Consider the following 21,180-nt stretch of genomic DNA (forward strand, 5'->3'; position numbering starts at 1 on the left):
CGGATCAGCCGAGTGCGACGTGCACAGCGGACGCGAGGAGCGCGGAGACCGACTGGCGCATGACCGCCACCGCTTCGTCCACCGACAGAGCGTACTCGTCGCGGAGCACCGACCAGGACGCCCACGTGGACGCGATCCCGAGCGCCTGCACCATCTGAGTGCGACGGGTGCGAGTCAACCCCAGGAGCTCGCGCCCGAACAGGATCTCGACCTCGTCGGTCACGCGCTTGATATGCATCAGCCGATTCGCGCGGAGCTGGGGTGAGACGGATTCGCGAAGCGTCGCAGCGCGTGCCTGTTGCGCAACGAGTTCGAGCAGTCGCGCCCGCTGAGCACAGAACCGCTCGATCCGGTCAGGAAGGGACAGCTCCGGCGACACCGGCTCGAATTGCTCGTCCTGGCGACTGAGCACTTCGGCGCCCGTCGCGGCGAACAACGTTTCGAGGTCGTTGAAGTTGGCCCACAACGCACGCAGCGAAACCCCCGCCGCGTCGGCGATCTGAGCGCCTGTCGGTTTCAGTTCACCGCTCTCGATGAGCCGGATGTGTGCCTCGATCACCGACCGGCGAGTGCGCTCGGCCCGCGCCGTCCGACCGTCGGAGCCGTTCGTCCCCACGCTTCCTCGTTTCTTTCGTAGCACTGCCCGCTCCACAGTCTGCCAGCGACGCCGCAGACGATCGGGCACTTCGAGCCCGGCTGCACCGGCCCCGCACAGAACTTTCACTCGGACGGTATGAATTTACACCGTCGGTGTTGTAACCTTTCGCCGAACGTGATGTCGATCTCAACTTCAACTCCGATTCGGTACAATTACGCCGAATCACCGACACGAAGGTGCATTCTCAGTGCAGCTACTGACTCCTTCCCGCGCCGACGGTGCTGAAACTTCACGTCTCGAACTGACCGGCATCGGCGTCCGATTCGGCGGCATCGTCGCACTCGACGACGTCTGCCTCCGGGTCCCCGCCGGAGCGGTCGTCGGGATCATGGGACCCAACGGCGCGGGGAAAACCACTCTGTTCAACGTCATCTGCGGATTCATCCGCCCGTGCAGCGGCTCCATGTCGTTCGACGGAGGACCGTTCGCCCCGGTCCCTCACCGCCTCTCGACCCGGGGTGTCGCCCGAACGCTGCAGGGACTCGGCCTGTTCAGCGGACTGACCGTCCTCGAGAACGTCGCTGCGGGCGCCTCTGCACGACACCGCGCACCCTTCGCCGCAGGCCTGCTCGGACTACCACCGGCAGCCCGCAGGAACCGGCAGGCCGTCGCCGACGCCTCGGCCCTGCTCGACGAATTCGGCATCGGCAGTTACGCCCACACCCACCCCTCGGCGCTGCCCTACCCGGTCGCGAAGAAAGTCGCGCTGGCGCGTGCCCTCATCTCCGACCCCACCCTTGTACTGCTCGACGAACCTGCCGGCGGACTCGACCAGGCCGACATCGACGACTTGCGCGAACTCATCGGCGCGCTTCCGCGCCGGGCGGGCGGCACCGTCTCGGTGATGCTGGTCGAGCACAACGTCGACCTGATCATGTCGGTGTGCGACCACATCGTCGTTCTCGATTTCGGACGCGTGATCTCGCAGGGCTCACCCGATGAGATCAAAGCCGACCCTGTCGTTGCTCAGGCCTACCTCGGCGACCGGGAGGCCTCGTGAGCGCGCCGTTGCTCCGGGTCGAAAGCCTCACTGCGGGTTACGGCGCGGCACCGGTGCTGCAGGACGTCGCGTTCGTGGTACCGGCCGGCACGATCGCGGCAGTGGTCGGCCCGAACGGCGCCGGCAAGACAACCCTGCTGCGTGCACTGTCCGGGTCCCTACCGTCGATCCAGGGCACCATCAGCGTCTCCGGCACCTCGCTCCGCGGGGTGCCCACCGAGAAACTGGTGCACCACGGCGTCGCCCACGTCCCCGAGGGGCGCGGCGTGATAGGCGAACTCACCGTCGACGAGAATCTCAGGCTCGGCGGCCTGTGGCGAAAGGATCGCGCCGACGCCAAGCGTGCCGTCGCGGAAATGTACGAGATGTTCGAGCCGCTCGCCAGGCGCCGCGACAGCTCGGGGCACCAGCTCTCCGGCGGGGAACGGCAAATGCTCGCGATCGGACGCGCCCTGGTGGCGCGACCGACGTTGCTGCTGCTCGACGAACCCTCACTGGGACTGGCCCCGCGCATCGTCGACCTGATCATGACGACGTTACGCGACCTGCGCGACCGCACCGGGCTCACGGTCGTGCTCGTCGAGCAGAACGCACACAGTGCGCTCCCCATCTCCGATCAGGCGATCGTGCTGTCGCTGGGGCGCGTCGCCATCGCCACATCCGCCGCCGAACTCGCACACGATCCCGAGTTCCGCACCACCTACCTGGGATTCTGAGGAGCCACCATGGACAGATTCCTGTTCCTCACCGTCGATGGTCTCGCCCGCGGAGCCGTCTTCGCCGCGTTCGCGCTCGCACTCGTCCTCATCTGGCGCGGCACCCGGGTGATCAACTTCGCGCAGGGTGCAATGGCCGCAGCCACCACTTACATCGCCTATTCGGTCACCTCTGCGACGGGGTCGTACTGGTACGGCCTCATCGCCGCCATCGCCGGCGGATTCGTTCTCGGAGCGCTCGTCGAACGGGTGCTCATGCGCCGCCTCGACCCCAACCGCCCCTTGGCCGCCGTCATCGTCGCGCTGGGTTTGGTGATGGTGCTGCACGCACTGCTCGGCATGCTCTACGGCAACGACTTCCGTCCGATGCAGCTGCCCTTCAGTCGCGATCCGTTCCGTTTCGGCGATGTGGCACTGCTCTCTCCCTACGACCTGTTCGTGTTCGTCACGGTCGGCATCGTGGTCCTCGCGCTGGCGTACCTGTTCACGCGGACCGATACCGGACTGAAGATGCGCGCATCCGCGTTCTCACCGGATGTGTCACGGCTGCTGGGTGTGAAGGTCTCGGCGATGCTCACCCTCGGTTGGGCTCTCGCCGGCGCCGTCGGAGCTCTGGCAGCGCTGCTCGTGGTACCGACAGAGCTCGGGCTCAACCCGCACGCGGTCGACCTCGTGTTCATCTTCGCGTTCACAGCGGCGGTGATCGGTGGCCTCGACAGTCCGGTCGGCGCAGTCATCGGCGGCCTGGCAACCGGCCTGCTGCTCGGCTACGTCAGCGGATACCTCAGTGGGAGCATCGCGCCGATAGCGGTCCTCGTGGTGTTGCTCGGCGTCCTCCTGGTCCGGCCACAAGGCATCTTCTCCGGCACAGCGACAAGGCAGGTCTGACATATGAAGTCGACACAACTCGCCGCATCCGTGACCCGTACGGTGTGGATCGTCGCAACGACCGCGGTGGTGATCGTCGCGATCTTCACCCTGCCACCGTTCCGGAACTACCAACTGGCCACTATCGCCGCATACGTGTGTGCCACAGCTGGATTGACCGTACTCATCGGACGCAACGGCCAGCTCTCGCTCGGACACGGAGCACTGATGGCCTGCGGCGCCTACACATTCGCACTCACTGCCAACAGCATGGGCGACGCGGGAGTCACCGGCATCGCGGTAATGCTCGTCCCCTTGGCCACTGCAGTTGTGCTCACATCGGTCGTGGGAATGATCGTCGGTGCAGCAGCAGCGCGGTTGCACGGCCCGTACCTCGCGGGTCTCACCCTCGCTCTCGTCGTGGCGATCCCGTCGATCACCACCACGTTCTCGGGACTTCTCGGTGGGGACCAGGGGCTCTGGGCGTACGTCGAAGGTCCCCCGAGCGGGATCTCCGCGCTGTTCACCGTCGAGCAATGGCACGCCACCGTCGCCGTGCTCGCTGCCGCCGTGACCGTCCTCGCACTCTCCAACCTGATCTCCGGTGAATCAGGGCGACGCATGCAGGCCGTGCGTGACGACGAGATCGCCGCCCGACTCTCCGGAATCGACGTCACCCGCACCAAGATCACCACTTTCGTGGCAAGTTCCGGGGCGGCGGGACTCGGCGGCGGCGTTCTGGCGATGGTGACGCAGAGCGCGTCGCCCGGCGCATTCGGTGTGACGTTCTCCCTGTTCCTGCTCATGGGTGTGGTCGTCGGCGGTCTCGGCTCTCTCCTCGGCGCAGTGTGGGGTGCGGTCCTTCTGGTCGTGTTGCCCGCACTCGTCGCGGCACTGACCGACTCTCTGCACATGTCCCCGGCGCTCGCCGAGCGCCTCGACGGCAACCTCGCGATCGCACTGTTCGGCGTTGCCGTGATCGCCGTCGTTCTCGTAGCTCCTTCAGGCCTTCAGGGTCTGTTCTCTCGCGCTGTGCACGCCGTGTCACTACGCGGGCGCTCCCCGCGCCACCGATCGGGTGCGGTTCCCGCGCCCGTTCCCGTCTCCACCACACCGAAAGCAGAGGCACACCGATGATCAGATCCCGGCGACACCTGATCCCGCTCGTCGCACTCGCGGCGACCGTGACCCTCACCGCAGCCGGATGCGGCAGCGGTACCAGCGCGACAGGCAGTTCCTCCGGCGAGGGTGACACCACCGGCATCACCGACACCTCCGTCCTCATCGGCACCCACATGCCGATGACCGGGCCCGCCGCCGCCGGCTATTCGAAGATCCCCGCCGCGACCCAGGCATACTTCGACCACGTCAACGAGCAGGGCGGTGTGCACGGCCGCACCATCGAATACACAGTGCTCGACGACGGCTACAACCCGGCGAACACCCAGCAGGTGGTGCGCGAGCTCGTCCTGCAGGACGGAGTGTTCGCGATCCTGGGCGGGCTGGGCACACCCACGCACTCGGGTGTTCTCGATTTCCTCAACACCAACGGCGTGCCCGACCTGTTCGTCGCATCGGGGTCGCGAACCTGGAATCAACCCGACAAATACCCACTGACCTTCGGATACAACGCCGACTACACGGTCGAAGCGAAGGTCATGACCGACTACGTCCAGAAGAACCTGCCCGGGAAGAAGATCTGCACCTTCGGTCAGGACGACGACTTCGGAGCCGACTACCTCGAGGGGGTCGAGCAGATCGTCGGCGCCGAGAACGTCGTCGAACGCCAGACCTACTCCACGAGCAACACCAACGTCGCACCTCAGATCGGCGCCCTTCAGGCCGCGGGCTGCGAGGTGGTCATGCTTTCCACGATCCCCGGATTCACCGCACTGGCGATCGGCACCGCCGGCCGTCTGGGGTTCGCTCCGCAGTGGACCACCGCGTCGGTCGGCGGCGACCTCGTCACGTTGTCCAACACCCTCGGTGAGGCTGCTCCTCTCGCGGAAGGTCTGCTGAGCACCAACTATCTGCCCTCGCATTTCAGTGAAGACGACGAGTGGACGACCCAGTTCCGGGAGATCCACGACAAGTACAACGGCGGGGCCGAGTTCGACGGCAACATCGTCTACGGAATGTCGATGGCGTACCTGTTCGTGCAGGCACTCGAAGCGGCCGGCGAGAATCCGACCCGTGAGTCGATCGTCGCCGCGATCACCGACAACGGCTTCGAGGGCCCCAACCTCGTTCCGTTCCGATTCTCGGCCGATGACCACTCGGGCGCCGGCGGCGCGCGCATCAACCAGGTCCGAGGCGGAATCCAGGAGTACTTCGGACCGTCCTACACCACCACGGACGCACCCGGCGATCCCGTGGTCGAGTATTCGACGGAATAAGTGTCGCCCGGATCAGGTCTCCGGGCGCAGGGTCGGTCGTCGTGGGGGGACGACCGACCCATCTCGTTCGGCCGGAATTCGCGGCCGATTTCTGCTCTCAGGTACGAGAAGTCCGGTCGAACACCGTTCGCCGACATGTGCATTCCGATACTCTGCAGCCTGGAAGCGAATTCTCGACGATCGGAATTCACATGGCCAAGCTTGTCAACACATTGTCCGAGGACGAATTCGTTCTCGTTCAAGAAACGAAGAAATCGCAGATTGCCGAACTCACCGAGGACGACCTGATCGACCTGCACACCCGGACCCGTCGGGCGCGCAACAAGTACGTCAAACTCTACCGCCGAAGCGGCGCCGACAAGGTCGGGAAGAAGAAGTCCCGCGCAGCCGGCCGGGCGGCGAACTTACGCAATGCGGGTAAGGCCGAAGTGTTCGAGGATGCACTTGCCCGAGTCAGTCGCCGATTGGCTGCGGTGGCACGACAGTCCGCCCAGGAACTCAAGGACGAGCGCTTGGAGCTCGCCCGGAACGATCCCCCCATGTCGTCGGACGGCGTAGGAGGCAAGGGCAAAGGGAAGGTGAAGTCGGAGGGGAAGACGCGCATCGATTCGACCCGCGATTCATCCGGTCGCAAGAAATACGAGGCATCGACGATCGCCGCGGGTGCGCGCCGTCAAGCGAAGAAGGACAAGAAGAACGCGTGACCGGCTGCGGGGTCGGCCGCTCGGACGACGAACGCCCACGCCCCGCTAGGCTGACACCGTGACTCTGCCGAACCCCCACCCCGATGCCCGTGCCGTTGTCACCGGAGCCTCCTCCGGTATCGGCGAGGCCCTGGCCACCGAGCTCGCGGCCCGCGGGCATTCGCTGATCCTCGTCGCCAGACGAGGCGACGTCATGGAGGAGCTCGCGACCGAGCTGAGGACCGCACACGGTGTCGAAGTCGACGTTCGCGCGTGCGACCTGTCGGATCGCGATTCCCGCACCGGTCTCGTCGACGAGTTGTCGACGCGGCGGATCAGTATTCTGTGCAACAACGCAGGAATCGCCACATTCGGTGCAGTGGTCGATCTGGATCCGTCCTACGAGCGGGCGCAGGTCGAGCTCAATGCTGTTGCCGTGCACGATCTGACACTGGCGGTTCTTCCCGGGATGGTGGAGCGCAGGTCCGGGGCCATCCTCATGGTCGGGTCCGCTGCAGGAAACATGGCGATCCCCAACAATGCGACGTACGCGGCGACGAAGGCGTTCGTCAACACCTTCTCCGAATCTCTCCGCGGAGAACTCAAGGGAAGCGGTGTGAACATCACGTTGCTCGCACCGGGGCCCGTGCGCACCGAGGAACCTGATCCGTCAGAGGCATCGATCGTCGACCGGCTCGTTCCCGACTTCCTGTGGATCTCGAGTGAACACACCGCAAAGGTGTCGCTGGATGCGCTCGCACACAACCGGATGCGCATCGTTCCGGGCCTGATCTCGAAGGCGATGTCGGCGGCGGGCCAGTTCTCCCCGCGGTCGATCTCCGCGCCGATCGCGGGGGCGTTCTACAAGAAGCTCGGAGGCTGACTCCTCCCCCATTCTCTTCACGACCGGCGACCGGTGCGGCCACGCATCGGTCGCCGGTATTGTCGTATTACGGTGATCCCTATCACCCGACTGCCGCACAATCCACAGACGGGCACACCCGCTTCCACCTGCAGCGTTGCTGTCAAGCCCGGCTCGGTCGGCGTGCGTGCCGACAATTCCCACAACTAACCAACTGTGTTAACAAAGTACCTACGGAAACTTTTCACAAACACAGGAGAATAATCTTGTCGCCGAAGATCGCAATTCTGGGAGCAGGACCGAGTGGGCTCGCGCAGTTGCGCGCCTTCGAGGCAGCACGGAAAGCCGGTCTCGACGACATCCCCGACGTCGTCTGCTTCGAGAAGCAGTCGGACTGGGGCGGAATGTGGAACTACACGTGGCGTACCGGCCTCGATGCACACGGCGAGCCCGTTCACGCGAGCATGTACCGGTACCTGTGGTCCAACGGCCCCAAGGAATGCCTCGAGTTCGCCGACTACTCCTTCGAGGAACACTTCGGGCGCCCCATCCCCTCGTACCCACCGCGCGCAGTCCTCCTCGACTACATCATGGGTCGGGTCGAGAAGAGTGACGTGCGCAAGTACGTCCGGTTCAACACGGCCGTCCGGTGGGTCGAATACTCCGAGCAGACCGAAAAGTTCACCGTCACCGTGATGGATCACGACAAGGGCGAACTCGAATCCGACGAATTCGACTACGTCGTCGTCGCCACCGGGCACTTCTCCACTCCGAACGTGCCGGAGTTCGAGGGCCTCGACCGTTTCCCCGGACGCGTCCTGCACGCCCACGATTTCCGCGACGCCGCCGAATTCGCCGGCAAGCGACTGCTTCTCGTCGGCAGCAGCTACTCGGCCGAGGACATCGGAACGCAATGTTACAAGTACGGCGCGAAGGAAGTCACTTTCAGCTACCGTTCCGGGCCGATGGGACACGACTGGCCCGAGGCGTTCTCCGAGGTGCCGCTGCTCACTCACGTCGACGGCACCACCGCGCATTTCAAGGACGGCAGCACCCGCGAGGTCGACGCCATCGTGCTCTGCACCGGCTACCAGCATCACTTCCCGTTCCTGGCCGACGATCTGCGGCTGCGCACCAACAACCGGCTGTACCCACGAAACATCTACAAGGGCATATTCTTCCAGGACAACCCGCGCCTGATGTACCTCGGGATGCAAGACCAGTACTTCACGTTCAACATGTTCGATGCGCAGGCCTGGTACGCACGCGACGTAATGCTGGACCGGATATCGTTGCCCGACTTCGACGCACGCAACGCAGACATCGACTCGTGGCGGACTCGCGAAGAGGCCCTGAGCAATCCGACCGAGGACATCGACTTCCAGGCCGCGTACATCCGCGACCTCGTCGACCGGACGGACTACCCCGAGTTCCACGTCGAGAGCCAGGGCGAGGTGTTCAAGCAGTGGAAGAAGGACAAGAAGCACGACATCATCGGCTACCGCAACCGTAGCTACACGTCGACCCTCACCGGCACCCTTGCACCACCGCTCCCTGCACCGTGGATGGAAATCCTGGACGACTCCCGGGAATCGTTCCTGTGCAACGATTTCCAGGAGGAGCCGAAGGAGGATTCCGGCAAGAAGGTCGTCGCTGCACGACCCGACCGAGCACGGGCCTCGAGCAAACCTCGCTCCGCCGCTCCCCGCGTCGCGGCGACGATCTAGGAGCTACCTGCGGCGCCGGCGGCCGGTCCCGAAGATGCTCCGCGAGATCTCACGACCGGCGGCCGACGCTGCCGAACGAAGGAATCCCTTCACTGCACTGTTGCCGAGCACCTGCTCCGCGAGGGACGGCCCGTCATCGGCCGGCGCGGCCGGTGCCGGCTCGCCGTAGCGCTCCGGCAGCGGAGGTACATCGAATTCCGGATCGTTGTTCGGTGCACCCGACACCGTGGCGGTGAGCTTTTCGTATGCCGACTCCCGGTCGATGGTACGGCCGTATTTCCCGTACATCGGGCTCGCCTGCGCTGCCGCACGCATCGCGTTCTCGCCGACCGTGTCCATCAGCGACCTCGGCGGGCGCATCCGCGTCCACGCGACCGGCGTCGGGGCCCCCATTTCGGACAGCACCGTCACGATGGCCTCACCGGTCCCCAACGTCGTGAGGGCTTCCTCGAGGTCGTAGAACTCGGTCGTCGGATAGGTGCGAACCGTTTTCGCCAGGGCCTTCTGGTCGTCCGGAGTGAATGCTCGTAGCGCATGCTGCACGCGCGCTCCGAGTTGCGAGAGCACCGCGTTCGGAATGTCGGTCGGCAGCTGGGTGCAGAAGATCACGCCGACGCCCTTCGACCTGATCAGCTTCACCGTCTGCTCCACCTGCTGCAGGAACGCCTTGGAGGCGTCCGCGAACAGGAGGTGGGCCTCGTCGAAGAGAAACACCAGCTTCGGTTTGTCGAGATCGCCGACTTCCGGCAGCGCCTGGAACAGGTCGGCCAGCAGCCACATCAGGAATGTAGAGAACAACTGCGGGCGCATCGCCTGATCACCGAGCTCGATCAGATTGAGCATCCCCTGCCCGCTGATGACGTCGAGCAGGTCTTCGGTTTCGAGTTCGGGCTCCCCGAAGAACGTGTCACCGCCCGCGGCTTCCAGGTTGACGATCGCACGCAGGATCACACCCGCCGTAGCCTTGGACACCCCACCGATCCCCTGGAGTTCTGTCTTCCCCTCGTCGCTCGTCAGGTGTGCGATGGTCTGACGCAGGTCCTTCAGGTCGAGCAGTGCGAGACCATTCTTGTCGGCCCAGTGGAAGATCAGCCCCATCGTGGATTCCTGGGTCGCGTTCAGTTCGAGCACCTTGCTCAGCAGAATCGGGCCGAACGCGGTGACGGTCGCACGAACAGGTATCCCCACTCCCTCGGTGCCGAGCGAATAGAACCGCACGGGAAATCCGGTCGGATTCCAGTCGTCGTCGCCCGTATCCACCGCACGGGCTGCCAGCGCATCGGCAGTTTCCCCTGCCGCCGACAGTCCCGACAGGTCACCTTTCACGTCGGCAACGACGACAGGCACTCCCGCGGACGAGAGCTGTTCCGCGATCAGCTGCAGCGTCTTGGTCTTGCCCGTGCCGGTGGCTCCGGCGACCAGCCCGTGACGGTTCAGGGTCGCCAGAGGTATCCGCACATGGGCTGCAGGATCGACCGTGCCGTCGTGCACGACAGCGCCCAGCTCCAGCGCCTCCCCTGCGACGTCATAACCGTCGGCAATCGTCGTGCTCGGTCGCGAAGTTTCGGCCATTCGATCTCCCCTATCGACGTCTGACAGACCTCGGCGTACCCACCGACGACCTTAACCGTTCAAGGGTCTCGCTACTCTGTGAGTCGTGCAGGACAAACTCGTATGGATCGATTGTGAGATGACCGGGCTGCGGATCGGCAGCGACAAGCTGATCGAGATTGCTGCGCTTGTCACCGATAGCGACCTCAACGTGCTGGGCGACGGAGTGGACATCGTCATCCACGCCGCCGACGACGCGCTCGCCGCCATGCCGGACGTGGTGCAGCAGATGCACGCGAAGTCCGGACTCACGGAGGAGGTGCGCCGCTCGACCGTCAGCCTCGCCGAGGCGGAGAAGCTGGTGCTCGACTACATCCGCGAGCACGTCGCCGAGCCGGGCACCGCGCCCCTGGCCGGCAACTCGATCGGAACCGATCGCACCTTCATCGCCCGGGACATGCCCGAGCTGGACGGCTTCCTCCACTACCGGATGGTGGATGTCAGCTCGATCAAGGAGTTGACGCGCCGCTGGTTCCCGCGGATCTACTTCGGTCAGCCGGAGAAGGGCCTCTCGCATCGCGCGCTTGCCGACATCAAGGAGTCGATCCGCGAATTGCGCTATTACCGGCGCACCGTGTTCGTTCCCGAACCCGGGCCCTCGTCCGCCGACATCGCAGCAACCGTGAAGGACCTCGGACCCGCCTGAACAGGCGATTCGTCGTTTCCACCAAAGTCACGCTAGTATCTGTACCGCAAGCGCACGCGGTCGAAGACCGTACGCGAATGCGATGGTGAGTGTAGTTCAGTTGGTAGAGCACCAGGTTGTGATCCTGGCTGTCGCGGGTTCGAGTCCCGTCACTCACCCCGAAGAAAGGCCCCGACCGGAATCCGGTCGGGGCCTTTCTCGTGTGTGGTCCTACTCGGTCGTCAATCCGTCGTTACTACTGCGCGAGAAGTTGTGCCACGAACGGCGTGGTGTCGGGCATAGACCGTTCGATGGCCGTGAAGTGCCCGGCCATGTAGACCCGATAGTCCACATCGGTTCCCGACGCCGTCATGTCTGCCGCCAGTTTCGCCGACAACGGGATCGGCACCATCACATCGTGCACGCCGTGGCCGAGGAAGATCGGACGGTCGTAGCCGCTGGTGGGGACGGCCAGATAATCAGCGAGGACCGCGGGCAACTCACCTTCGGACATCGGACGTGCCGGCAGTTCCCCGATGTTCACACCCTGAGCGACGGCATCGAGGTCGTCGTAGCAGAGCACTTCCGCCTGGTCGAGGATCTCCCGCCCGGCCGGAGTGAAGTAGCTGTCGATGTCGACGTCGGGATAGGCATCGCGCACTCCGGAGAACAGGTATCCGCTGAACGACACGAGCCCCCACAGTCCCGGATCCGGGAATCCGGGAACGCCGAGGGTGAATGCCGACTCCAGATTGGCCGGTGCCCCGGTCGCGACGGTGCCCCGGAAGTCCAGTTCCGGTGCCCGGGAAGTCGCGATGTCGGCGGTGTGCAGAGCCGCGTGGCCGCCCTGCGAATGTCCGATCACCACCCAGCGATCGGACAGGGACGGATCGGCTGCACGACCGGCACGGACGCTGTCCACGACGCTGTTCGCAGCGCTCCGACCGTCGAGGTACCGGTGCAGCCCCTCCGAACCGAGCCCCGGATAGTCTGCCGCCACCACCGCGTAGCCCTGGTCGAGCCAGTGCCCGAGATACATCTTCTCGACGTCGGATCGTGGGGTGCGGGTCGTCAGCGAACAGTCGTCGCCGACCCCGGTCGTCCCGTGCGCCCACGCGACGACGGGCCAGCCACCGTCAGGTGCGTCGCCGTCCGGCACGAACAACGCGCCGGTGGCGACCGTGGGCTCACCGGAACGCCACTGGGTGCGGTATTCGATCTTCTCGGCGACGGCAACGCCGGGGAGCGAGAGTTCGAGGGGAAGTGGTTCGACCGATACGAGTGCGCCGGAGTCCGGTCCCGCGGACGCACCCGGAGCGGGCGCAGCGGTCGCGATCTGCGACCCGATCAGCTGTGGAGCAACGAGGCCCAGCGCCGCAACAGCGCTGAGCCACGTTCGAATGCGGGTCACCGGCTACGCATCCGCGTTACCGGCCTTCCAGGTTTCCCACGGGATGTTCCAGTCACCGAGCCCATCGGTGCCGGACAGGACTCCCCCGACGGTGTTGCTCACGACGACGATGTCGCCGCGCTTGGTGTTGTCGAAGATCCATTTGGCGTTCGCGGGGCTCAGGTTCAGGCATCCGTGGCTGGTGTTGCGGTAGCCCTGGTCGCCGAGCGACCACGGAGCCGAGTGGAAGAAGATTCCGCTGTAGGACATGCGGGTCGCCCAGTCCACCGGGGTGCGGTAGCCCTGAGGGGAGTCCGCGGCCACCCCGTACGTGGACGAATCCATGATCATGTGGTCGAACCGGTCTCCGATCGTGTAGACGCCGTTGGGTGTGGGCGTGTCGTCCTTACCCATGGACGTCGGCATCGTGATCACGTCGGCACCGTTGCGGTTCACGACCACCTGTTTGGTGTTGTCGTCCACCCTGATGATCACCGAGTCGCCGATCGTGAACGAGGTGTTGACATCGGATTGGCCGAACAGGCCGTCTCCCAGATCCTTACCGTAGGCCTTCACATCGACCGAGACGGTGGTGCCGGGTGCCCAGTACTGCTCTGGTCGCCAGCGCACCTCGCGGTTGTTGACCCAGTAGAACGCGCCCTCCACCGGGGGGTTCGTCGTGATCGTGATCGCTTCCTCGGCGGCGAGACGATTCGGGATGTCCTCGTCGAACTGCACGGCAACCGGCTGGCCGATACCGACGACCGAACCTTCACCGGGCATCACGTACGGCTGGGTGAGATTGGACGGAGACGACGTCGTGAACGACAAGGTGGAGGTGGTGGCACCACCGAGCCCGTAGGCGACGGCTTCGAGGACGTACTGCCGGTTGTACCCGAGCGGCTCGGTGTTGACCCAGGTCGCGTCGTCCTCGATCGCACCGGAGACCGACCCACCCTCGGAGTTGAGCAGGGTCACCGATTCGAGCTTGCCGTTGACCACCGAGACCGTCACCGGGTCGATCGGGGAGAAGCCGACGCCGCCGTCCTCCACGCTGGCCGACACCGTCGGTTTGATCAGCGCCGCGAGCGGGTTCGAGTCGATCGGCACCTCGTCTGCCCCGCCGCCCGAACCGGGCGAGCAGGCAGTGACGAAGGCCATAAGCCCGACGATCACCAGCCCCAGCACTGACCCGGTCCGCCGCCGACGCGGACTCGTCACTTGTTCCTGTTGCACTGCCACTCTCCGCTCCCGCCTCCCCACAGGCACCAAAACTGCAGGTAACACATGTGAAAGCAATCTTGCCAGCCCATGTTTCGAGCAGGCCTTTCGACGCCCCCCGACGTCGATAACGTTCGAATACCGAATCGTCTCTGCGCAGCCGTCCGTTACACGGCCGACAACCCCGAATGGACTCTGACCAGGCGATTTGGCGCGATCTTCGAAGGTGTGTAATCTTCTCTTCGTCGCCGAGACAACGGACCGGAGACAGAAACACCAAGCGCCATTAGCTCAATTGGCAGAGCAGCTGACTCTTAATCAGCGGGTTCGGGGTTCGAGTCCCTGATGGCGCACCACGAAGAGCCCCACACCGAAACACTACCGGTGTGGGGCTCTTTCGGCACTGTAGAAAAAATCACCCTTCCACAATCACCGGATCTCCGAGCTTGACGTTCCCGTAGTACCAGCCGGCGTTCTCGGTGCTGAGGTTGATGCAGCCATGGCTGACGTTCGCGAATCCCTGGGAATCAACCGACCACGGCGCGGCGTGCACGAAGATTCCGCCCCATGTGAGCCTCACCGCATATTCGGTGTCGATGCGATATCCCTCGGGTGCGTCGATCGGCACACCGTACGTCGACGAGTCCATGACCAGGTTCCGGAACTTCTCGAGCACCGGGAACGTGCCGACGGGGGTTTCGTACCCCGGCTTGCCCATCGACGTCGGCATCGTCCGCACGACCTCACCGTTCAGGCTGACCGTGAACTGGTGGGTCGAGCGGTTGGCAACCGCAATGAACGAGTCGCCGGCTTGGAAGTGAGTCCGCGCCCCGCCGACGAGGACGGTGACGTCAGTGTTCCCAGGCCAGAAACCGTCGGGTACCCAGTGCAGTTCCTGATCGCTCACCCAGGAGAAATGCCCGTCGACGGGCGTGGCGGTGGAGATCTGCACTGCGTTCTCTGCCGCCGCCCGGTCCGTGACGGGTGCGGTGAATCGCACGATCACCGGGTGCGCGACACCGACCACCGCCCCGACCGCCGGCTCCACCGCCGCGACTCCGACACCGCCGGGCGGCGCCTCGGCGACTGTCCCCGCAGCGGCCGCAGCTCCGGATCCGAACCACACGACGGTGGCGAGAATCGTGGCCAGGAGTAGTCGTGCACTCCTCTGGACATCCCGCATGACGGTCGCCTCCTCCGAGCAAAGACAGACCCCGACCCATCCAGTGAATCACGTCACACTTATCGGCGCGGCACATGGCGGACCGTCGTGCACAAACGGTGAGTGCCCGCGTCGAGAACGACGCGGGCACTCACCGGAACGCATGAATCAGCGCAGAACCTTGCGCAACACCAGCAGCCCCACCACTGCACCCACCGCGATGACGGCGTACTTCTTCACCTGAGGCTGGTTGACCTTCGCGACAAGAGTCTGCTTGGTGTTCGCCACCAGGTTCTTCGGATTCGCGCGGAGGCTCAGTTCGTCGAGCGTGCTCGCGAGCTGATTGCGGGCCTTTTCGATGTCCCGCTCGATGTCGCCGGTGTCCCTAGCCACGTGATCCTCCAGAAAGTCGCTGCAGTGTGCTGCGACCACGGTAATGGACGAACGGTCTACTACTGTCGCGGACATGACGGAAAACAGCAGACTCTCTCCCGGTGACACCGCGCCCGACTTCACACTTGCCGACGCCGACGGCAACGAGGTGTCGCTGTCCGACTACCGCGGACGCAAGGTCATCGTCTATTTCTACCCCGCCGCGAGCACCCCCGGCTGCACGAAACAGGCCTGCGATTTCCGCGACAACCTCGCAGAACTGAACGAGGCCGGACTCGACGTGCTCGGGATCTCCCCGGACAAGCCGGCAAAACTCACGAAGTTCCGCGACAACCAGGAGCTGAACTTCCCGTTGCTCTCCGACCCCGAGAAGACCACGCTCACCGCATGGGGCGCGTTCGGGGAAAAGAAGATGTACGGCAAGACCGTCACCGGCGTGATCCGTTCGACCTTCCTCGTCGATGAGGAAGGCAAGATCGAGGTCGCCCAGTACAACGTCCGGGCGACCGGGCACGTCGCGAAGCTGCGACGCGACCTGTCGGTCTGATCTACTCGCCCCCGCCTGCGAGAGAACTCAACAGCACCGCTTCCGCGACCGCGAGGTTCTCGATCTCGGACGGATCGACACTCTCGTTCGGTGCGTGGATGACGCAGCGGGGCTCCTCGACGCCGATCAGCGCGATCTCCGCCGTCGGCACCGCGCGTCGGAGCGCGGTGCACAGCGGGATCGATCCGCCTTGGCCGGCGGTGCCCACCTCGCGTCCGTACGCGGCTTCGAGCGCCGAGCGCAACGCAGTGTAGCCGGGCCCGTCGGTCACGGCGCGGAACGGTTCGCCGACGGCTTCGCGCTCGATCCGCAGGTGGGCACCCCATGGAACATGCGCTTCCAGGTGCGCGACGAGCGCGTCCTGCGCGGTGGTCGCGTCGATCCCGGGCGGCACCCGCAGGTTCAGTCGCGCAGACGCGCGAGGCACGATCGCCGCGGCCGAGCCGACGACAGGCGGCGCGTCGATTCCGAGCACGGTGAGTGCAGGCCGGGCCCAGACGGCGTCGGCGACCGTACCGGAGGTCGGCAGCGAGACCCCGTCGAGGACACCGGCGTCGGCACGGAATCTGCCTTCGGGATACGGCACGCCGTCCCACGTCGCGGTGGTGTCGAGACCGTCGACGACCGTGTTTCCGTCGGCATCGCGCAGGGTGCCGAGCAGGTGCACCAATGCGGCGAGAGCGTCGGGCGCTCCCCCGCCGTACATGCCCGAATGAACTTCGCCCTTCAGAGTTTCGAGGTGTATGTCGACGTTCGCGATACCGCGCAGTGTGGTGGTGAGCGTGGGTTCTCCCACCTCGGTGTTGCCGCTGTCGCCGATGATGATGAGGTCTGCCTGGAACAGCTCGCGCCGCTCGGCTACGAGATGGTCGAGGCCTTCGCCGCCCACCTCCTCCGATCCTTCGATGACTATCCGAACGCCCACGGGCAGCGCTCCGTCTTCGAGGACAGCCCGCAACGCGAGCAGGTGCATCATGATGTTGCCCTTGCAGTCGGCGGCGCCACGCCCGTACCAGCGGCCATCGCGTTCCGTGAGCGTGAACGGCGGGCTGTCCCAGAGGTCTTCGTTGCCCGGGGGCTGTACGTCGTAGTGGCTGTAGAGCAGGATGGTGGGGGCTCCGGGCGGGGCGGGGGTGTGCCCGACAACCGCGAGCGACCCGTCGGAGGTCTCGATGAGTTCGACGTGGTCGATTCCGGCTGCGGCGAATGCGTCGCGCACCCAGGTTGCGGCCCCGACACACTCTCCGACCGGAAACTGTCGCGGGTCGGCGACCGAGCGGAAGGCGACCATGGTCGCGAGCTCGTCCCGGGCCGACGGCATCGCTGCGCTGACGCGCTCGCGCATGCGTTGGGTCAGATCTGTCATCGCTTCTCCTCCGATCGTCCGATGAATACGTCGATTCCATCGAGCAGCCGCTCGAGTCCGAACCGGAAATCCTGTTCGTGCCATGCCGCAGGATCGTCGTCCGCGTCGGCATCGAATGCTCCCGCAGCAACCGCAGCGAGCACCCACGGGTACTTCTCCGGGTCGAGGATGCGAGGCATCACCGTGGGGTAGTCCAGCCGGTCGTCCATGACGGTGGATTCGAGTTCCCACGAGAAGCGCGCACGGCTGATGACATACAGCGAGACCGTCAGGGTGATCTGCACTTTCGCTTCCTCATCGAGGGGGGTCTCGGACAGGGCACCGAGACCGGCATCGAGCCAGCGCATGTTGTTGGGCCAGTACGGGGCCGTTCGGATCGGATGCTCGGTCAACCATCTGTAGGCGCGCAGCCCCCGGTATTCGGCTGTTGCCCAGGCGTCGAATCGCTCCCGCCAGGAGCCCGCGGATGGCAACTCGGGAGGCGGCCCGATCGCGCGGTCCCACGCGAGTTCGACGAGTTGATCCTTGCTGTCGACGTAACGGTAGAGCGACATCGTGGTGAAACCGAGCTCCTTCGCGACGCGGCTCATCGAGAGCGCCTCGAGTCCTTCGGTGTTCGCGACGGCGATCGCAGCATCGAGCACTTGATCGAGCGTCAGGCCCCGACGTGGCCCCCGGGTGCCGGGGTCGCTCAGACCCCATGCCAGCCGCACGTTGCGCGGTAGCTCGTCTTCTGGTCCGGGACTACTCATACTTCTCCGTCTGTCGGGGTCTTGCCGCAATCCTAAAACTGTATACGCTATAAACGTCCGTATATGTCATACACAGTTAAGGACCGGGACATGTCCGATCTTCCAGCCGCTCTCCACGTGCAGTCACTGCACAAGACATTCGGTTCCACCGCGGTGCTCGACGGCATCGACCTCCGCGTCGAGCAGGGGTCCGTCTTCGCTCTGCTCGGCGCGAACGGCGCCGGAAAATCCACGACCGTGCGGATCCTCACGACACTCCTGCCCTTCGACTCCGGCACCGTCGAAGTCACCGGGCTCGCCCTACCCGCACACGCGCGCGGTGTGCGAGAACGAATTGCTCTCACCGGCCAGTACGCGGCAATCGACGACGTGCTCACCTGCACCGAGAACCTTCGCCTTGCGGCGCGGCTGGCCCATCTGCCCTCGGCGACGATCGAGGACCGCGTCGGCGAACTGATCGAGCGGTTCGATCTCGGGCACGTCGTCGACCGGCGCGCCGGCTCCCTCTCCGGCGGCACCGCCCGTCGGCTCGATATCGCGATGAGCCTCATCGCGGCACCACAACTGCTGTTCCTCGACGAACCCACCACGGGCCTCGACCCCCGAAGCCGCCTCGTGATGTGGGAGGTCATCCGCGAACTCGCCGCCGACGGCGTCACCGTCTTCCTCACCACGCAGTACCTCGAGGAGGCCGACCGCCTCGCCGATCGAGTTGCAGTCCTCGACGCCGGGCGCATCGTCGCCGAAGGCACTCCGGACGAGCTCAAGGCCTTGGTGCCGGGCGGTCACCTGGAACTCCGCTTCGCTACCGAACCCGACCTCGATCGGGCAGCCGCGGTCCTCGGAGGCGACAGCGATCGGATCACTCTCACTCTCGAAGTCCCCACCGACGGCGATCTCCCCCACGTGGCCGCACTGCTCAACCGCCTCGCCGACGAAGCAGTTCCGGTCGAGAAGTTCGGTCTGCACTCCCCCACGCTCGACGACGTCTTCCTCACCCTGACCGGCAGGACCGACCGAGAGAAGGTCTCGCAGTGACACTCACCGACACGCTCACCCACCGAGCCGGCTACCTACCCCGCGACTACGCGGCGGTGACCGGCCGAAACCTCAGACGCATGCTCCGCAGCCCGGATGCCCTGCTCATGGGTCTCGCGCTGCCGGTCCTGCTGCTCGTGCTGTTCGTGTATGTGTTCGGCGGCGCGATCGACACGGGCACCGACTATCTCAACTACGTCGTGCCGGGCATCGTGCTGCTGTCGGCATCGTTCGGCGCCGCACAGACCGCTGTTGCCGTCGCGTCCGACATGCAGCGCGGCATCGTCGACCGCTTCCGGTCCATGCCCATCGCACGTTCGGCAGTCCTCACCGGCCACGTCGTCGCGAGCCTGGTCCGCAACCTCACCAGCACCGTCGTGGTGTTCGCCGTCGCCGCACTGATGGGATTCCGGCCCGATGCCACCCTCGTCGAATGGGTTGCGGCCGTCGGGATCATCGCACTGTTCGTCCTCGCGATCTCCGCGGTCTCGGCAGCGCTGGGCATGCTCGCCGGAAACGAGGAGGCTGCAAGCGGCTTCACGTTCTTCCTGCTCTTCCTCCCGTATGTGAGCAGCGCATTCGTACCGCCGGACACGATGCCGAGCTGGTTACGCGGATTCGCCGAACACCAGCCGGTGACACCCGTCATCGAGACGGTGCGCGGTCTGCTCACCGGCACCCCGATCGGCAATTCGGCAATGGTCGCGATCGGGTGGTGTGTGGCGTTCACAGCCATCGGGCTGGTTGCGGCAACGACTCTCTTCCGGCGTCGAACCGCGCGGTGAGCCCACGTACCGATGGGGCCACTCCCCGTTTGATGACACCCCTTTTCACACTCATGTTCGGCTTTCGTACAGTGTGCCGCTAGCCTGGGCGCGTGGAGTCAGCAACGAACGGCCGCCGCGCCCCGCAACGGATCGACCCCGCACTCGAGGTCCAGGCGGAGCCGCAGGAACTCGTGCCCAGACGACGTCCGACGCAGGAACGCAGCCGGCGCAAGTTCGACGCGCTGCTGGCCGCGTCCCGCGACCTGCTCACCGAGGTCGGGTTCGAGTCGTTCACGTGTGAAGAGGTCGCATCCCGCGCCGACGTCCCCATCGGCACGCTCTACCAGTTCTTCGCCAACAAGTACGTGATCGTCTGCGAACTGAATCGGCAGGATCTCGTCGGCGTCCAGAACGAACTCGCTACCTTCAACGGCCGTATCCCGTCGGTCGATTGGCTGCGGTTCCTCAACAATTTCGTCGATCACATGGCCGGCCTGTGGACCACCGACCCCTCCCGTCGCGAGGTGTGGCTCGCGATGCAGTCCACCCCGTCCACTCGTGCCACCGGCGCCATCCACGAGAAGGAATTCGCCGAGCAGGTTGCACGAATGCTCGCGCCGCTCACCCCGGACACGCCCCGGGCGCGCCGCAAGCTCATGGCCGAAGTCCTCGTCCACATCGTGTACTCGATGCTGAACTTCTCGGTGCAGGACGACCAGACCCACGCCGAGGCCGTCGCCGAACTCAAGCGGATCATGGTCGCGTATCTGCAGATCGCCGAACAGGATTCACGCGCACAGGCCAAACGTCGGAAGCGACGTGAGGACTCCGAACGCGCACGCGCAGCCACGCCGGACTCTGCGGGCACCGGAACGAACCAGGCCGAGGAAGCATCCGCTTCCTCGGCCTGATCTCGTGTAGCTCCCCGCTGCTACCTGTCGTCCTCCCCGGACGAAATTCTGTAGCGCATCAGGACTCGGTGTCCGCGCCTGCTGATTCCAGTACGACGAACGCACCGGCCATGTCGCCGTCATGCGTCAGCGACACATGGATCCGCCGGCCGCCGAGATGCTCCGCGACCTCACGATGCAGCCGGATACTGGGCCGACCCCACGCGTCGGACACCACCTCGATCTGCTGATGAATCGTCTCCGGCAGCACTGGAGGGCTACCGAACATCGACGCAGACCACGCCTTGATCACCGCTTCCTTCGCCGCCCATCGGGCAGCGAAGTGGCGGGCAGGATCGGAGCTGCGGGTATTCGCGTCGCGACGCTCACCCGGTGTGAAGTTCGCCAGCATCGTCGTGCCCGGTCGGCGCAACTGCTCTGCGAACTCCGGCACCGACACGAGGTCGAAACCGATACCCGCAACTCCCATCACTCTGCTGTGTTCCCTC

22 protein-coding genes and 2 tRNA genes are annotated in these 21,180 nt (G+C 65.2%); 15 read left to right on the top strand and 9 right to left on the bottom strand.

Features of this window, described 5'->3' with window-relative positions:
* Positions 1-4: 4 nt before the first annotated feature.
* Positions 5-616, bottom strand: a complete 612-nt coding sequence (locus ACZ46K_RS22165; protein WP_054805243.1) for a hypothetical protein — start codon at positions 614-616, stop codon at positions 5-7.
* A 229-nt stretch (positions 617-845) separates the two neighbouring features.
* Here ACZ46K_RS22165 and ACZ46K_RS22170 point away from each other — a divergent pair, with 229 nt between their 5' ends.
* The 8 genes from ACZ46K_RS22170 to ACZ46K_RS22205 all read left to right on the top strand — a co-directional run bounded on the left by ACZ46K_RS22170 (position 846) and on the right by ACZ46K_RS22205 (position 8,909).
* Complete coding sequence (locus tag ACZ46K_RS22170; RefSeq protein WP_054809873.1) at positions 846-1,658, top strand: ABC transporter ATP-binding protein; 813 nt, start codon at positions 846-848, stop codon at positions 1,656-1,658.
* Positions 1,655-2,374: an ABC transporter ATP-binding protein gene (locus tag ACZ46K_RS22175; protein WP_464744813.1), complete on the top strand. Its 720-nt coding sequence runs from the start codon at positions 1,655-1,657 to the stop codon at positions 2,372-2,374. Before ACZ46K_RS22170 ends, ACZ46K_RS22175 begins: the two co-directional genes overlap by 4 nt.
* Positions 2,375-2,383: 9 nt before the next feature.
* Positions 2,384-3,262, top strand: coding sequence for a branched-chain amino acid ABC transporter permease (locus ACZ46K_RS22180; RefSeq protein WP_054805237.1), 879 nt, complete (start codon positions 2,384-2,386; stop codon positions 3,260-3,262).
* A 3-nt stretch (positions 3,263-3,265) separates the two neighbouring features.
* Positions 3,266-4,378, top strand: a complete 1,113-nt coding sequence (locus ACZ46K_RS22185; RefSeq protein ID WP_464744815.1) for a branched-chain amino acid ABC transporter permease — start codon at positions 3,266-3,268, stop codon at positions 4,376-4,378.
* On the top strand, positions 4,375-5,637 hold the full coding sequence (locus ACZ46K_RS22190; protein ID WP_054805236.1) for an ABC transporter substrate-binding protein: 1,263 nt from the start codon (positions 4,375-4,377) through the stop codon (positions 5,635-5,637). The genes ACZ46K_RS22185 and ACZ46K_RS22190 overlap by 4 nt, the downstream gene beginning before the upstream one ends.
* Before the next feature lie 191 nt (positions 5,638-5,828).
* Positions 5,829-6,341, top strand: a complete 513-nt coding sequence (locus ACZ46K_RS22195; RefSeq protein WP_054809874.1) for a hypothetical protein — start codon at positions 5,829-5,831, stop codon at positions 6,339-6,341.
* A gap of 58 nt (positions 6,342-6,399) precedes the next feature.
* Positions 6,400-7,203 (top strand): mycolate reductase, encoded by an 804-nt coding sequence (cmrA, locus tag ACZ46K_RS22200; RefSeq protein WP_464744817.1) that lies wholly within the window; start codon positions 6,400-6,402, stop codon positions 7,201-7,203.
* Between the two features lie 245 nt (positions 7,204-7,448).
* Complete coding sequence (locus ACZ46K_RS22205) at positions 7,449-8,909, top strand: flavin-containing monooxygenase (RefSeq protein WP_464744819.1); 1,461 nt, start codon at positions 7,449-7,451, stop codon at positions 8,907-8,909.
* Between the two features lie 3 nt (positions 8,910-8,912).
* Here ACZ46K_RS22205 and ACZ46K_RS22210 read toward each other — a convergent pair whose 3' ends face one another.
* Positions 8,913-10,481 (bottom strand): helicase HerA-like domain-containing protein, encoded by a 1,569-nt coding sequence (locus tag ACZ46K_RS22210; RefSeq protein WP_054805235.1) that lies wholly within the window; start codon positions 10,479-10,481, stop codon positions 8,913-8,915.
* Positions 10,482-10,566: 85 nt separating this feature from the next.
* Here ACZ46K_RS22210 and orn point away from each other — a divergent pair, with 85 nt between their 5' ends.
* Both orn and ACZ46K_RS22220 read left to right on the top strand, forming a co-directional pair.
* On the top strand, positions 10,567-11,166 hold the full coding sequence (gene orn / locus ACZ46K_RS22215) for an oligoribonuclease (protein ID WP_464744821.1): 600 nt from the start codon (positions 10,567-10,569) through the stop codon (positions 11,164-11,166).
* An 85-nt stretch (positions 11,167-11,251) separates the two neighbouring features.
* Positions 11,252-11,324 (top strand) — tRNA-His (locus ACZ46K_RS22220).
* Between the two features lie 77 nt (positions 11,325-11,401).
* Here the strand turns inward: ACZ46K_RS22220 and ACZ46K_RS22225 are convergent.
* Together ACZ46K_RS22225 and ACZ46K_RS22230 are read right to left on the bottom strand one after the other, a co-directional pair.
* On the bottom strand, positions 11,402-12,517 hold the full coding sequence (locus ACZ46K_RS22225; protein ID WP_464749439.1) for a lipase family protein: 1,116 nt from the start codon (positions 12,515-12,517) through the stop codon (positions 11,402-11,404).
* Between the two features lie 42 nt (positions 12,518-12,559).
* Positions 12,560-13,696 carry a L,D-transpeptidase gene (locus tag ACZ46K_RS22230; protein WP_464749440.1) on the bottom strand — a complete coding sequence of 379 codons (1,137 nt, stop codon included), beginning with the start codon at positions 13,694-13,696 and terminating at the stop codon, positions 12,560-12,562.
* Positions 13,697-14,036: 340 nt separating this feature from the next.
* Here ACZ46K_RS22230 and ACZ46K_RS22235 point away from each other — a divergent pair.
* Positions 14,037-14,112: transfer RNA gene (locus tag ACZ46K_RS22235), tRNA-Lys, on the top strand.
* A 59-nt stretch (positions 14,113-14,171) separates the two neighbouring features.
* On the opposite strand, the gene ACZ46K_RS22240 is transcribed toward ACZ46K_RS22235, so the two are convergent.
* Positions 14,172-14,939: a L,D-transpeptidase gene (locus tag ACZ46K_RS22240; RefSeq protein WP_464744823.1), complete on the bottom strand. Its 768-nt coding sequence runs from the start codon at positions 14,937-14,939 to the stop codon at positions 14,172-14,174.
* Between the two features lie 147 nt (positions 14,940-15,086).
* On the bottom strand, positions 15,087-15,311 hold the full coding sequence (locus ACZ46K_RS22245; RefSeq protein ID WP_054720792.1) for a DUF3618 domain-containing protein: 225 nt from the start codon (positions 15,309-15,311) through the stop codon (positions 15,087-15,089).
* A 73-nt stretch (positions 15,312-15,384) separates the two neighbouring features.
* On the opposite strand from ACZ46K_RS22245, the gene bcp reads away from it, so the two are divergent.
* Complete coding sequence (gene bcp / locus ACZ46K_RS22250) at positions 15,385-15,858, top strand: thioredoxin-dependent thiol peroxidase (protein ID WP_054808020.1); 474 nt, start codon at positions 15,385-15,387, stop codon at positions 15,856-15,858.
* 1 nt (position 15,859) lies between these two features.
* Here the strand turns inward: bcp and ACZ46K_RS22255 are convergent, their stop codons facing one another.
* Both ACZ46K_RS22255 and ACZ46K_RS22260 read right to left on the bottom strand, forming a co-directional pair.
* Positions 15,860-17,224, bottom strand: a complete 1,365-nt coding sequence (locus ACZ46K_RS22255) for a M20/M25/M40 family metallo-hydrolase (protein ID WP_464744825.1) — start codon at positions 17,222-17,224, stop codon at positions 15,860-15,862.
* Entirely contained in the window at positions 17,221-17,976 is a 756-nt protein-coding gene (locus ACZ46K_RS22260) for a TetR/AcrR family transcriptional regulator (protein WP_054807390.1), read from the bottom strand. Before ACZ46K_RS22260 ends, ACZ46K_RS22255 begins: the two co-directional genes overlap by 4 nt.
* A 90-nt stretch (positions 17,977-18,066) precedes the next feature.
* Between ACZ46K_RS22260 and ACZ46K_RS22265 the strand changes: the two genes are divergently transcribed.
* From ACZ46K_RS22265 to ACZ46K_RS22275, 3 genes are all read left to right on the top strand, one after another.
* Entirely contained in the window at positions 18,067-19,014 is a 948-nt protein-coding gene (locus ACZ46K_RS22265) for an ATP-binding cassette domain-containing protein (RefSeq protein WP_464744827.1), read from the top strand.
* Positions 19,011-19,799, top strand: a complete 789-nt coding sequence (locus tag ACZ46K_RS22270; protein WP_464744828.1) for an ABC transporter permease — start codon at positions 19,011-19,013, stop codon at positions 19,797-19,799. The genes ACZ46K_RS22265 and ACZ46K_RS22270 overlap by 4 nt, the downstream gene beginning before the upstream one ends.
* 92 nt (positions 19,800-19,891) lie before the next feature.
* Positions 19,892-20,692 carry a TetR family transcriptional regulator gene (locus ACZ46K_RS22275; protein ID WP_464744830.1) on the top strand — a complete coding sequence of 267 codons (801 nt, stop codon included), beginning with the start codon at positions 19,892-19,894 and terminating at the stop codon, positions 20,690-20,692.
* 58 nt (positions 20,693-20,750) lie between these two features.
* On the opposite strand, the gene acpS is transcribed toward ACZ46K_RS22275, so the two are convergent.
* The gene (gene acpS / locus ACZ46K_RS22280) at positions 20,751-21,161 is read right to left on the bottom strand and encodes a holo-ACP synthase AcpS (protein WP_054807391.1); all 411 of its coding nucleotides are present in this window, start codon (positions 21,159-21,161) and stop codon (positions 20,751-20,753) included.
* Positions 21,162-21,180 lie beyond the last annotated feature (19 nt).

The organism is Rhodococcus sp. JCM 9793 (assembly GCF_055380405.1).